The 12,748-nt window shown below is 61.7% G+C and carries 12 protein-coding genes; 4 read left to right on the plus strand and 8 right to left on the minus strand.

The genetic code is table 11. The features are described from left to right. Positions 1-15: 15 nt before the first annotated feature. From B5T_RS18585 to B5T_RS18595, 3 genes are all read right to left on the minus strand, one after another. Positions 16-651, minus strand: a complete 636-nt coding sequence (locus B5T_RS18585; RefSeq protein ID WP_041717125.1) for an STN domain-containing protein — start codon at positions 649-651, stop codon at positions 16-18. Positions 652-1,111: 460 nt separating this feature from the next. Beyond that, complete coding sequence (gene ssb, locus B5T_RS18590; RefSeq protein ID WP_014996077.1) at positions 1,112-1,624, minus strand: single-stranded DNA-binding protein; 513 nt, start codon at positions 1,622-1,624, stop codon at positions 1,112-1,114. 67 nt (positions 1,625-1,691) lie between these two features. Continuing rightward, positions 1,692-3,059, minus strand: a complete 1,368-nt coding sequence (locus B5T_RS18595; protein ID WP_014996078.1) for an MFS transporter — start codon at positions 3,057-3,059, stop codon at positions 1,692-1,694. A 232-nt stretch (positions 3,060-3,291) separates the two neighbouring features. Between B5T_RS18595 and B5T_RS18600 the strand changes: the two genes are divergently transcribed. Continuing rightward, positions 3,292-3,939, plus strand: a complete 648-nt coding sequence (locus B5T_RS18600; RefSeq protein ID WP_014996079.1) for a LuxR C-terminal-related transcriptional regulator — start codon at positions 3,292-3,294, stop codon at positions 3,937-3,939. A gap of 132 nt (positions 3,940-4,071) precedes the next feature. After that, the gene (gene uvrA, locus B5T_RS18605) at positions 4,072-6,897 is read left to right on the plus strand and encodes an excinuclease ABC subunit UvrA (RefSeq protein WP_014996080.1); all 2,826 of its coding nucleotides are present in this window, start codon (positions 4,072-4,074) and stop codon (positions 6,895-6,897) included. A gap of 223 nt (positions 6,898-7,120) precedes the next feature. On the opposite strand, the gene B5T_RS22390 is transcribed toward uvrA, so the two are convergent. Continuing rightward, positions 7,121-7,471: a hypothetical protein gene (locus tag B5T_RS22390; RefSeq protein WP_014996081.1), complete on the minus strand. Its 351-nt coding sequence runs from the start codon at positions 7,469-7,471 to the stop codon at positions 7,121-7,123. A gap of 231 nt (positions 7,472-7,702) precedes the next feature. Between B5T_RS22390 and B5T_RS18615 the strand changes: the two genes are divergently transcribed. Further along, on the plus strand, positions 7,703-9,004 hold the full coding sequence (locus B5T_RS18615; protein ID WP_014996082.1) for a glycerophosphodiester phosphodiesterase family protein: 1,302 nt from the start codon (positions 7,703-7,705) through the stop codon (positions 9,002-9,004). A 58-nt stretch (positions 9,005-9,062) separates the two neighbouring features. Here B5T_RS18615 and B5T_RS18620 read toward each other — a convergent pair whose 3' ends face one another. From B5T_RS18620 to dauA, 3 genes are all read right to left on the minus strand, one after another. After that, positions 9,063-9,533, minus strand: a complete 471-nt coding sequence (locus B5T_RS18620; protein ID WP_014996083.1) for a GyrI-like domain-containing protein — start codon at positions 9,531-9,533, stop codon at positions 9,063-9,065. Between the two features lie 67 nt (positions 9,534-9,600). After that, positions 9,601-10,137, minus strand: coding sequence for a ferritin-like domain-containing protein (locus B5T_RS18625; RefSeq protein WP_014996084.1), 537 nt, complete (start codon positions 10,135-10,137; stop codon positions 9,601-9,603). A 123-nt stretch (positions 10,138-10,260) separates the two neighbouring features. Further along, positions 10,261-11,976 carry a C4-dicarboxylic acid transporter DauA gene (dauA, locus tag B5T_RS18630; protein ID WP_041717126.1) on the minus strand — a complete coding sequence of 572 codons (1,716 nt, stop codon included), beginning with the start codon at positions 11,974-11,976 and terminating at the stop codon, positions 10,261-10,263. A gap of 80 nt (positions 11,977-12,056) precedes the next feature. Between dauA and B5T_RS18635 the strand changes: the two genes are divergently transcribed. Further along, positions 12,057-12,260: a hypothetical protein gene (locus tag B5T_RS18635; RefSeq protein ID WP_014996086.1), complete on the plus strand. Its 204-nt coding sequence runs from the start codon at positions 12,057-12,059 to the stop codon at positions 12,258-12,260. A gap of 85 nt (positions 12,261-12,345) precedes the next feature. Here B5T_RS18635 and rplQ read toward each other — a convergent pair whose 3' ends face one another. Beyond that, positions 12,346-12,732 (minus strand): 50S ribosomal protein L17, encoded by a 387-nt coding sequence (gene rplQ, locus B5T_RS18640; RefSeq protein ID WP_014996087.1) that lies wholly within the window; start codon positions 12,730-12,732, stop codon positions 12,346-12,348. Positions 12,733-12,748 lie beyond the last annotated feature (16 nt).

The raw sequence follows: 12,748 nt of genomic DNA on the forward strand, positions 1-12,748 counted from the left end.
TCCCCAATTGTCGGTCTAACCCCTCACCCCGGCACACGCATCGACCCTGCCCGCGGACGCCGGTTCGACCACTACCGTCACCGGCTGCGTCACCGAGGGCGGCGGCCCCGTTTCCAAACGCAGCGCCCGCAAGTGCCGCAGCAGCACCTGGTCACGTTCCCGCTCACCGCTGGAGGCCAGTAATCGCGCCTGCAGAACCTGTCCCGAGGCGTCGACCCACAACTGCATGGCGACGCGGTAATCACCGGGGCGGATTTCGCGCCGTGTGCACATCATCCAGGACAAACGCCGCTGCAACCGGGCGAAGAACGCGGCCCGGGATGAGGGTGCCTCATGGTTGCCAATGGCTTGCCGCCCACCCCGCTCCCCCGCGCGCCGCACGATAAAAGTATCGGCGCTGGTGTACTCAGCGATCAGCCCGGTACCCGCCAATAGACGCCGCAGCGCTTCATCGGCATCGAAACGACCGTGGATCGCGGTGGAGAGCCGCCCTTCCAGCAGGGCGCTTTCGTAGAGCAGGGAGCGACCGCTGGTCTCGCCATACTGTTCCAGCGCCCCCGTCAGGTCCTGACGGGGGATATCGAAGCTCAGCACCACCGGTGCGGCGCTCGCCGGCGCAACACACAGCAGCCAGCCAATAGCGATCCCCAATGGCCATAATCGCCACCAACACCCGCGCTGGACGGGACGAACAGGGAAATCCGTGCCTGCGAACACAACCACCTTGCATCGGGTAGAAAACGCCGGCCCGTCGTCCGGGGGCCTCAAGCAGGGTGCGAGGCCGTTGTGACGCAACCGTGACAGGCGGTGTTGAAGAAAGCAGAGAAGGGAACCGACATCGCTCAGCGGAAAAAGATCGTTGCCCCGGGAGCGGGGGCAACGAGAAGATGCCGATTGTCTGGATTGATGCTTGATGCCGCCCGACCACGCTGGCGGCGGGCAACATGCCGCCAACAGGTGAACCGCATTAACAAGACGAGCCGCCACCGCCATGACCGTCGTTTTGTCATGAAATATTCACGGGAGCGGGAATTTCAGGAAATGGAGAGGCCGACAGGCACCGGGGGACGCCCAAGGGCCGGTGGCCCCTGGGCGAAAGCAGGCGGGACAATCAGAACGGGATATCGTCGTCGAAGTCGTCGGCCGGGCCGCCGAAACCAGCACCTTGACCGCCACCTTGGCCGCCACCGCTTTGGCCACCGCCCTGGTTGTAGTCATCGCCGCCTTGGTCGTAACCCCCTTGCTGCTGACGGGGGGCGCCGCCGCCCTGGCGGTCTCCGCCTTCACCACGGCCGTCCAACATTTGCATTTCGTTGGCGACAATCTCGGTGGTGTAGCGGTCCTGGCCATCCTGCCCCTGCCATTTACGGGTACGGATCGAGCCTTCGATGTAGACCTTGCTGCCCTTCTTCAGGTATTCACCGGCGATCTCGCCGAGCTTGTTGAAGAACACCACCCGGTGCCATTCGGTACGTTCCTGCATTTGACCGGTCTGCCGGTCCTTCCAGGTTTCCGAGGTGGCCAGGCGGACATTGGTCACCGCCCCGCCACTGGGCATGAAGCGGGTTTCCGGATCGGCACCCAGGTTGCCGATCAGTATCACTTTGTTCACCCCTCTCGCCATGGCCTTTCACTCCCTCATATTCGACGGGCCGCCCTGCGGCGGCGTAACTGGATAAACGGGTATTCTGTCAGTTTTGCCCTTCGGCGGCGAGGGCCTGAAGCGCGTGCTCGTCAAGCAGCTGGTTATCCACTTTCAGCAGGGCCAGGTGCTTTTCGGTGACCACCACCGCCTCCAGCACGCCAGGCACGGCGCGCAGCCGCTCCACCGTGTGGCGCGGGTCATCAGCCGGGTTCAGCTGAATGACCCGGTTATCGAGCTTGGGCAGTTCCTTCATGCCCGCCAGACGCCACAACCAGAACAGCGCCATGGCGGCGCACCCGTAGAAAACCGCCTCGGCCCCCACCCACTGAAACAGGGCACCGCCCAATTGACCGCCGATGAACACGCCCAGGAACTGGCTGGTGGAATACACACCCATGGCGGTGCCACGGGTGCCGGCCGGCGCGGCGCGGCCAACCATGGAGGGCAGCAGGGCTTCCAGCAGATTGAAGGCCATGAAATAGACAAACAGCGCCAGCACGAAGTGCCACAAGGTCTCCCCCGCCACCGCCAGCAGCACCTCGGCGACGATCAGCAGGGCCACCGCCGCCCTTTTGATCGGCACCGCGCCGCGGCGCTCCGCGGCGATGATCAGCGGAATCATGGCCAGGAAACCGGCCACCAGAACCACCAGGTACAGCAGACTATGCTGATCCAGACTCAAGCCGAGCCGGGTTTGCAATAATTTGGGCAGCACCACGAAGGACGCGGTCATGGTCAGGTGCAACACCAGGATGCCCAGATCCAGACGGCGCAGGTCCGGGCTGCCGAGCACTTGCCGGAACCGCTGCGATGGCGGCAGGGCCTCATCGAGCATGACCTTCGGCACCGGCACGCGCAACGCCACCAGCAATGCGACGCCACCGAGCGCCACGGTCAGCCAGAACAGGCCGCTGAGCCCCAGCCAGTGAGCCAGCAGCGGCCCCAGAATCAGTGCCAAAATAAAGGAACCGCCCACCGACATGCCGATCAGGGCCATGGCCTTGGTGCGGTTGCGCTCGCTCACTACATCGCCAATCAGCGCCATGATGACACTGGCAATGGCGCCGGATCCTTGCAGGGCGCGCCCCAGGATGACGCCGTATATGGTGTCGCTGATCGCCGCCACCACCCCGCCGGCCATGAAAAGGGCCAGGCCGATCAGCAGCATCGGGCGGCGCCCGAAACGGTCGGAGAGCATGCCAAAGGGGATCTGCAGACACGCCTGCATCAAACCGTAGGCGCCGATGGCGGTACCAATCAATAGTGGTGTGGCGCCCTCGAGCTGCCCACCGAACACGGCGAAGATCGGCAGGATCATGAACAACCCGAACATACGCAGGGCGAAAATCGCCGCCAGAGAACTGCTGGTACTGATTTCCGTGCGCCGCAGGGCGGCGGTGGACTCGTCCGTCATGGTGATTGGCAACCGGTGCGGCTGGTTAGGGGGCGGCAAGTGTATCAGATTCCCCCGGCACCGGGCGGGGACAAAACGCCCTGATCACGCCCCTGCTCAAGCTCAAACCTGTAAAACCTTGTCACTTAAGACAATAGCAAATTGAACCGCCCCGCCAGGGGTGATAGATTTTTGCACAATACGGTATTTTTCGTAGCCACTCCGATAGCCTCAGCGCATCACGGAAGACTCCATGGATAAAATCCCTGCTCAGAAGGTGTACGTGGTTGGTAACCAGCACCTGCAAAACGCCCTGCTTACCGAGTTTCTCGCTAAGGAGTCCATTCCCGCCACCGCCGTGAAAACGGTCGACATGGTAGCCGAAGACGATCTCGCAGGAGCGGAGCAGAATCTGTTCCTGGTGGATTACCACTCGGTGGACGTCAATGACGTCATCAATCACCTCCTGGCCGTGGATCAACGCCTGGATTGCGACGTGCTCACCGGCGTCTTCAATGTGGACGACGACGCTTCCCTGTCGCGTCTGGCCGGGCTGCCGATGGTCAACGGCGGCTTCCTGCACGATTGCCCCCAGGGTCTGCTGACCAAGGGCATCAAGGCGATCTTCGAAGGCGAACTGTGGTTCCCGCGCAAGGTGCTGCAGCAATACCTGGTGAAGAGCCGCGCCTTCAACAAAACGTTCTCACGCAGCGAAGTGAACCTGACCGACCGCGAAGTGGAGGTGCTGAAGGTGATGGCCACTGGCGCCAAGAACTCCGAAATCGCCACTGCGCTGAACCTTAGCCCGCACACCATCAAGACCCACATTTACAATATCTTCAAAAAGATCAACGCCTCCAACCGCCTGCAGGCCGTGAACTGGGCCCAGGAAAACCTGTAATCCGCCCCGGCTGGCACGCATCGGCGTGTCGGCCCTTCCGACGGCATTACCATCCGGCCGTTGATTTCTTTTCTCCTTCATATCATTTCCCCTATACTCCACTGTTCATTTTGACAGTAGGTGGCAGTACCCATGGATACCATTCTGGTGCGCGGTGCCCGTACCCATAACCTGAAAAACGTGGATCTGGACATTCCACGGGACAAGCTGGTGGTGATCACCGGCCTGTCCGGTTCCGGCAAATCGTCGCTGGCGTTCGATACGCTCTACGCGGAAGGGCAACGCCGCTACGTGGAGTCACTGTCCACCTACGCCCGGCAGTTCCTGTCGATGATGGAAAAGCCCGATGTCGACCACATCGAAGGGCTGAGTCCGGCTATCTCCATCGAACAGAAGTCCACCAGCCATAACCCGCGCTCCACCGTGGGCACCATTACCGAGATCTACGACTATCTTCGCCTGCTGTTCGCCCGGGTGGGCGAGCCGCGTTGCCCCGAGCACGATACGCCGCTGGCGGCCCAGACCATCAGTCAGATGGTGGATCAGGTGATCGCCATGGAAGACGGCGCCCGGCTGATGCTGCTGGCCCCGGTGGTGCGGGAGAAGAAAGGCGAGCATCTCCATCTGTTCGATGAACTGCGTGCCCAGGGCTTCGTACGGGTGCGGGTGAACGGCCGCATCTGCGATATGGACGACACCCCCACCCTGGACAAAAACAAGAAGCACACCATCGAAGTGGTGGTGGATCGCTTCAAGGTGCGCCCGGATCTGCAGAACCGGCTGGCCGAATCGTTCGAGACCGCCCTGCACCTGGCGGATGACATCGCGGTCATTGCACCAATGGACGGCAAGGGCGATGAAACCACCTTCTCCGCCAAGTTCGCCTGTCCGCACTGTGGCTACTCCATCCCGGAACTGGAGCCACGCCTGTTCTCGTTCAACAACCCGGCCGGCGCCTGCCCGAGCTGCGACGGTCTTGGCGTCAAACAGTTCTTCGACGAGGACAAGGTCATCACCAGTGATGAACTGTCCCTGGCCGAGGGCGCGATTCGCGGCTGGGATCGCCGCAACGTTTATTACTTCCAGATGCTCACTTCTCTGGCGGACAGCCTCGGCTTCGATATGGACGTGCCGTTCAAGAAGCTGAGCAAAGCCGTTCGCAAGAAGATCCTCTACGGTACCGGCAAGGAAAACGTGGAATTCCGCTATCTCAACGACCGCGGAGACATCATCAGCCGCAACCACCCGTTCGAGGGCATCATTCCCAACATGGAGCGCCGCTACCGGGAAACCGAGTCAGAGGCGGTACGCGAGGACCTGGCCACCTACCTGTCCACCTCCACCTGCCCGAGCTGCCACGGCTCCCGGCTTCGGGAAGCCGCCCGGCACGTGTTCATCGACGAGATCACGCTGCCCCAGGTGGTGCGCATGGCGGTGGGCAAGGCGTTCGACTATTTCGATCAGCTGAAACTGGCCGGCAGCCGGGGCGAAATCGCCGAGAAGATTCTCAAGGAAATCCGCGACCGTCTGCAGTTCCTGGTCAATGTCGGCCTGGACTATCTGACTCTGGAGCGCAGCGCCGAGACCCTGTCCGGTGGCGAGGCTCAGCGCATCCGCCTGGCCAGCCAGATCGGCGCCGGCCTGGTGGGGGTGATGTACGTGCTCGACGAGCCGTCCATTGGCCTGCACCAGCGCGACAACGAGCGCCTGCTCAGCACCCTGACCCGACTACGCGATCTCGGCAACACCGTGCTGGTGGTGGAGCATGACGAGGACGCCATTCGGATGGCGGACCATGTGATCGACATTGGCCCCGGCGCCGGCGTACACGGTGGGCAGGTTGTGGCCCAGGGCAAGCCGGAAGACGTGGCCAGCAATCCTCGGTCCCTGACGGGCGACTATCTGTCCGGCCGGCGCGCCATTGCGGTGCCGAAAAAACGGGTGGCCGCCACCGACCGCTGGCTGGAGCTCACCGGCGCCAGCGGCAATAACCTCAAAGACGCCCATCTCAAACTGCCGGTGGGCCTGTTCACCTGCATTACCGGCGTCTCGGGTTCCGGCAAGTCCACCTTGATCAATCACACCCTGTACCCGGTGGCCGCCACCCGCCTGAACAAGGCCACTACCCTGCGCGCGTCTCCGTACCGGGAGATCAAGGGACTGGATCACTTCGACAAGGTGGTGGATATCGATCAGAGCCCCATCGGCCGCACCCCGCGGTCCAACCCGGCCACCTACACCGGCATTTTCACGCCGGTGCGGGAGCTGTTCGCCGGCACCCAGGAAGCCCGGTCCCGCGGCTATAAACCTGGCCGCTTCAGCTTCAACGTCAAGGGCGGCCGCTGCGAGGCCTGTCAGGGGGATGGCGTGATCAAGGTGGAAATGCACTTTCTGCCAGACATCTATGTTCCTTGCGAGGTGTGCGAAGGCAAACGCTACAACCGGGAAACCCTGGAAATCACCTACAAGGGCAAAAACATCTACGAAGTGCTGGACATGACCGTGGAGGAAGGCCGCGAGTTTTTCGACGCGGTGCCGGCCCTGCAACGGCGTCTGCAGACACTGCTGGACGTGGGTCTGAGTTACATCAAGCTGGGCCAGGCCGCCACCACGCTGTCCGGCGGTGAGGCACAGCGGGTGAAACTGGCGCGGGAACTGTCCCGCCGCGACACGGGCAACACCCTCTACATTCTCGACGAGCCCACCACCGGGCTGCACTTCCAGGATATCCAGCTACTGTTGGACGTCCTCAACCGGCTGCGCGACCACGGCAACAGCATCGTCGTGATCGAGCACAACCTGGACGTGATCAAGACCGCCGACTGGATCGTTGATCTCGGCCCGGAGGGCGGTGACGGCGGCGGCGAGATCATCGCCGAGGGCACCCCGGAACAGGTGGTCAAAGTCAAAGCCAGCCACACCGGACGTTTTCTGAAACCTCTACTGGGGAAAAAATAAGGTTCATCGCGGGCTGGCGGGAAATCGACTCTTTGTGATGGGAAGCCTTGGTGCTTCAGAACTCGCGGAGTGTCGCCGGTCAGGGCGTTCCAGGACCGTGTTTGGCCAGGGATGGCCAAACCCGAGCGTACAGGGACGTATTCACAGCGTGTCCTGGAACGCCCTGACCGGTGACGCTCCCCTCCAGAAAGGCAAAACCCCGGATTGAAAGGAAGCCCTTCCCCTAATCCTCCACTGGGCGCCCGCGGTACATTCGTTTGCTTTTCTTCACCGGCTTGGGCGCCATGGCCAGGGAAGGTTTCTCCTCTGAACGGACCGCCTGGCCACGGTACATCTGACGAGGCGCCTCGGGCCCGGCCGGAAGCGCCGGCGCCAGGCTATCGATCTCGTTCAGCAATGCGCGGATCCGCGTGTCCTGGCTGACCCGCGCATAGTGTCTGAGCTGTTGGCGCAGGTCGGCATCGGACAATCGCAGCGCTACCGCGAATTCCTCGCGGATCAGGCGCCGGCATTGATTTACCAGGCTGACCACCTGCCGGTGCATCAACCAGTGATCGCTCAATCCCGTGCTCATGCCTCCCCCCCTTTTTTCTTTCCCTTTCCTGAATAAAGAAGCAGCATCCATGCCAAACGCGCACCATAACGGAACATCCTTCCGCGAAAGGCACCCTGCCTCCTGGGGGATCGTGACATAGTGCACACTTCAGGCATCCGGCCCGAGCGGGGGCACGACGCTAACCGGATCGTCATAGAACACTTCTAGGTTGGGAAGTCCCCCCAATAACGCAACAAGGGAGCTCCCACCATGCGTTCGCCCCTGACTCGTTCCATGCTTGCCCTGTCTCTGCTCGGTCTGGCCACCGTTGCCTGTGCCAACAACGGCAAAGGCAACGGCCATGGCCACGGTGCCGATCATGGTCCCAACCGCCACCACCCTGCCCATGTCGGCGGCGCGGTGGAACTGGGGCCGCGCCCCTACTATCTGGTGGACGATATGGACCCGGGCCCGTTGAAGCAGCGCCTGCAGTCCTGTGCCGAGAGGAAACGCCCGCAACGGCGCACTGACTGGTCCATCGGCCACCGCGGTGCCCCATTACAATTCCCGGAGCATACCGAGGAATCCTATCGGGCCGCGGCTCGCATGGGCGCCGGTATTCTGGAATGCGATGTCGCCTTCACCCGGGACAAGGAACTGGTTTGCCGCCATTCCCAGTGCGACCTGCACACCACCACCAACATCCTGGCCACCGATCTGGCCGGCAAATGCAGCAGCCCGCCGGTGCCGCTGGGCAACGGCGAGTACGACTTCAGCAATGTGAGCTGCTGTACCAGTGATCTGACCCTGGAAGAGTTCAAGAGCCTTGCAGGCAAGATGGACGCCGGCAATCCCGATGCCACCACGGTGGAGGAATACATGGCGGCCACACCGGGCTGGCGTACCGATCTCTACAGCCAGAACGGCACTTTGATGAGCCACAAGGAGAGCATTGCGCTGTTCCGGGAACTGGGCGTGAAGATGACGCCGGAACTCAAGGCTCCCAGCGTCCCCATGCCCTACGACGGGGACTACACCCAGGAACAGTATGCCCAACAATTGATCAACGAATACAAGGAAGCTGGCGTCTCACCACGCCAGGTGTTCCCCCAATCCTTCAATCTGGACGATGTGCTCTACTGGATCAGCGCCGAGCCGGCCTATGGCCGCCAGGCGGTTTACCTGGATGACCGTGACGGCAGCGGGTTGGACCCGCAAAACCCCGGCACCTGGGAACCGGACATGGCCACCCTGGCCGGTCAGGGCGTGAATTATCTGGCGCCGCCGCTGTGGATGCTGGTCACCACCGATGCCGGCAACCAAATCGTCCCCAGCGAATACGCCCGAGCGGCCCGCGCCGCCGGCTTGCAGTTGATTGCCTGGTCACTGGAGCGTTCCGGCCCATTGGCTTCGGGAGGCGGCTGGTATTATCAGAGCGTCAATGAGACCATCAACAATGACGGCGATACGCTGACACTGCTGGACGTGCTGGCCCGGGACGTAGGGGTTACCGCGGTATTCTCCGACTGGCCCGCCACCACCACCTTCTACGCCAATTGCATGGGCTTGTAAGAACACCACGGGAGTCGGGCCAAGGCCTGGCTCCCGTTTGACACCTGCCAATGGCTGACTAACGGATCCCTACGTAGAGGGTGACCTTGTCGGTGCTCTCGTAGATCTCATAGTCCGTCTCGAAAGTCCTTTCCGGGGCGTCAGCGGACTCGAAATAGGCCCATACTCGCGCCCAGGTTTCCGGAACGATCTTGTCCAGTTGCCCCTGCCCTTCAAAAACCAGATAGTCGCCCGCATTGAGTACCGCCGTGACGTAATCTTCCGGCACCTTGGCCTCGTCAGTGACTTCGACACCGGCCAGTACACTGTACTCACCGTCCACGCCATTGCTGTACTCGGTGTAAACGCCATACACCGGGGATCCCGCCGCCTTATCCGGAATCACCTCATTGAGTTTTTCGCTTTCAAAGCTTTGCCACAGGCGGGGGATGCGGGCGTCATCCGGCCGCATTTCGAGTTCATTGCTGGTGCGAATCTGAATGCCGGCGATAATTCGGCCGGGCTGTTTCACCACACGGGGCTCGGTCATGGATATCTCCATTACGACGTCGACGTAAGCGGCGCCGGCTCTCCGGCCGGCGCCCCGTGGAAAGAAATCACAGCGCTTCCAGGATCGCCGCCATGTCGTCGGCGTGCTCTTCCTCCTGGGCCAGGATCTCTTCCATGATACGGCGGGTGGTGGGGTCCTTATCGCCCAGATAGGAGGCGATCTCACGATAGCTGTCAATGGCGATCCGCTCGGCAATCAGATCCTCGCGCACCATATCCTTGAGGGTCTCCCCTTCCACGTATTCCGCATGGGACCGGCTTTGCAGCCCTTCGGGGGAGAAATTCGGCGCCCCTCCCAACTGCACGATGCGCTCGGCCAGCCAGTCCGCGTGCTGCTGCTCCTGCTGGGCATGCTCGAGGAATTCCGCGGCGGCGATACTGGCGTTCAGCCCATCCGCCATATAGTAGTGCCGCTTGTAGCGCAGCGTGCAGACAATTTCCGTGGCCAGGGCCGCGTTCAACAGCTCGATCACCTGGCCGCGGTCGGCGTTGTAGCCTTCGGTCACGGCGCCTTGTTCGATGTGTTTACGGGCTCGCTCACGCAATGTTTTGATATCGGTCAGAAACGGTTGCTTGTCGCTCATGATACCTCCCTGCGGATTCAGACATGGGAACCTGGGTCTGACTAGTGATGCTCCCCGCCGCCGGGGAACACAAGAGGGACAAACGCAAAATTGCGTAAAGTGAGGGGCCGCCAGCCAGGCCGATCAGGTCAGCGTCTTCAAGGCCTCATCGAGACTCGGAGAGAATCTCAACTGTCCCGGCAGCGGCTCCATACCGGCCCGAGCCAGGGTCTTGAGGGGTTGGAAGCCCAGATCCGCCACCACCACCTGACACCCGCGGGCGGCGCAACGATCGACAAAGCCCTGCAGAGCGGAAATACCCCCACCATCGAGCACCGACACCCCATCCATATACAGCACCACACCAGACCGGCCGGCGGCCAGCCCGTCGGCTTCGGTGAAGACACGGTCGGCGGCGGCGAAGAACAGCGGGCCCACGATTTTGAGCACCCCCCACTGTCCCGGGATCGGATAGTCCCGCAACCGGGGCGAATTGGTAATGTCGGAGATCCGCGTCATGGCGGCGATTTCACGCATGAACAGCAATGCAGCCAGCAGCACCCCCACGGTGATGGCCACCACCATATCCAGGAAGACCGTGAGGGAGAAACAGGTCAGAAAGACCAGCACCTCGCCCAGGGGAGCACGGCGGAGCAGGTGCACCGCCTTGTGAGCCTCACTCATGTTCCAGGCCACCATCATCAGCAACGCCGCCATGGCCGGCATCGGCAAATAGGCCAGCCAGGGCCCCAATGCCACCATCCCCAGCAGTACCACCAGGGCATGGATCATGGCGGCCACCGGCGACCTGGCTCCCGCCTTGAAATTGGCCGCGGATCGGGCGATCGCCGCGGTGGCGGTAATCCCGCCAAAAAACGGCGCCACCAGATTACCGATACCCTGCCCCAACAGTTCACTATTGGCGCTGTGGCGCTTACCCGACATACCGTCCAGGACCACCGCGCACAATAGTGATTCAATGGCTCCCAGCATGGCGATGGCGAAGGCCGCCGGCACCAATTCCCGCAAAGACGCCCACGACCAGAGATCGCTGTCACCACCACCCACACCGTGATTCCAGGGCCAGTCGAAGGCCGGCAGTACCGATGGGATTCCATACCCCCGGGAGCCATCCGGCATCAGGAAACTGAAACGGGAGCCCAGGGTCTCCACCGGCAATTGGTAACGGCTGAGCCCCCAGGCCAGCAACGAGCCGATCAAGACCGCCGGCAAGTGCGCCGGCAGCGGCGTTTTAAGCCGTGGCCAGAGAATCAGGGTGGCCAGCGTTACCGCCGCCACCAGCAGGCTGGGGCCATGCAGTCCCGGCAAGTACTGAATCAGCGCCGCCCACTTCTGCAGATAACCTTCCGGCGCCGGTCCGCTATTGAGTCCGAGGAAATCACTGAGCTGGAGGGTCGCGATCACTACCGCGATTCCTCCGGTGAACCCCAGCGTCACTGCCTGGGGGATGTACTCGATCAGCCGCCCCAGGCGGCACAGCGCCATCAAAACCAGTATGGCGCCAGCCAACACCGATGCCATCAGCAATCCTGGCAAGCCGTGGCTCTGCGCCACCGGATAGAGGATCACCACAAAGGCGGCGGTCGGGCCCGACACACTGAAGCGCGAGCCACCGGTCAAGGCAATCAGAAAACCGGCGATAATGGCGGTGTACAGGCCATGCTGGGGAGGCACCCCACTGGCAATGGCCAGCGCCATGGATAATGGAATAGCGATAACGCCGACCGTGAGCCCGGCGATCAGGTCCTTTCTCAGAGCCCCCGCGCCATAGCCCTCCGCCATGCTCTCCCGCAACGCATAGCCTACTTTCAACGAGAATAGATAGCGACGGTGGGGCATAAAGGTACGATCCCATTGAAAAGAAAGAAGATGACCATTATATTCTTCTTCAACATTCACTCAATGTTAATCGAATTAACATGGAAAAACGCACTGCCCGACTCACCCTTCTCATTGATCCTCGCAAGAAACGCGCGTTCGAGCAGCTCTGTGCCCGCGAGGACGTAACCCCATCACAGAAAGTCCGACAATTCATTCGGGAGTATGTCCAGGCACAGCTGGGCCCGGATTGGCTGGAACAGGCGGACGCCTTTCCAGGCGAGGAAGAGGACGATCACAAGTGATCGTGAAAGGATCGCCACCAAGAATGGCGGACACAAAAAAGCCGGGATAAACCCGGCTTTCTTGTTGATGCGGAAGACTACGCTTTTATTCAGCGTCGGCGGCTTCACCCGGCTCGGGACGATCCACCAGTTCCACATAGGCCATCGGGGCGTTATCGCCGGCACGGAAGCCCATTTTCAGGATCCGCACATAGCCGCCCGGACGCGCTTTGTAACGCGGGCCCAGTTCATTGAACAGCTTACCCACCACTTCCTTGGACCGGGTCCGGCTGAACGCCAGGCGACGGTTGGCCACGGAATCTTCCTTGGCCAGAGTGATCAGGGGCTCAGCAACACGACGCAACTCCTTTGCCTTCGGCAAGGTGGTCTTGATCGCTTCGTGTTCCAGCAGCGACACCGCCATGTTACGGAACATGGCCTGACGATGTGAGCTGTTCCGATTCAGTTTTCTGCCGCTCTTGCGATGACGCATGGTTCTATTCCTATCT

This window comes from Alloalcanivorax dieselolei B5 (assembly GCF_000300005.1).
Taxonomy (GTDB): Bacteria; Pseudomonadota; Gammaproteobacteria; order Pseudomonadales; family Alcanivoracaceae; genus Alloalcanivorax; species Alloalcanivorax dieselolei.

Excerpts from the sequence above, each read along its gene's own strand:
- ssb (WP_014996077.1), bottom strand. The coding sequence starts at position 1,624 with ATGGCGAGAGGGGTGAACAAAGTGATACTGATCGGCAACCTGGGTGCC.
- B5T_RS18595 (WP_014996078.1), bottom strand. The coding sequence starts at position 3,059 with ATGACGGACGAGTCCACCGCCGCCCTGCGGCGCACGGAAATCAGTACC.
- B5T_RS18600 (WP_014996079.1), top strand. The coding sequence starts at position 3,292 with ATGGATAAAATCCCTGCTCAGAAGGTGTACGTGGTTGGTAACCAGCAC.
- uvrA (WP_014996080.1), top strand. The coding sequence starts at position 4,072 with ATGGATACCATTCTGGTGCGCGGTGCCCGTACCCATAACCTGAAAAAC.
- B5T_RS22390 (WP_014996081.1), bottom strand. The coding sequence starts at position 7,471 with ATGAGCACGGGATTGAGCGATCACTGGTTGATGCACCGGCAGGTGGTC.
- B5T_RS18615 (WP_014996082.1), top strand. The coding sequence starts at position 7,703 with ATGCGTTCGCCCCTGACTCGTTCCATGCTTGCCCTGTCTCTGCTCGGT.
- B5T_RS18620 (WP_014996083.1), bottom strand. The coding sequence starts at position 9,533 with ATGACCGAGCCCCGTGTGGTGAAACAGCCCGGCCGAATTATCGCCGGC.
- B5T_RS18625 (WP_014996084.1), bottom strand. The coding sequence starts at position 10,137 with ATGAGCGACAAGCAACCGTTTCTGACCGATATCAAAACATTGCGTGAG.
- dauA (WP_041717126.1), bottom strand. The coding sequence starts at position 11,976 with ATGCCCCACCGTCGCTATCTATTCTCGTTGAAAGTAGGCTATGCGTTG.
- B5T_RS18635 (WP_014996086.1), top strand. The coding sequence starts at position 12,057 with ATGGAAAAACGCACTGCCCGACTCACCCTTCTCATTGATCCTCGCAAG.
- rplQ (WP_014996087.1), bottom strand. The coding sequence starts at position 12,732 with ATGCGTCATCGCAAGAGCGGCAGAAAACTGAATCGGAACAGCTCACAT.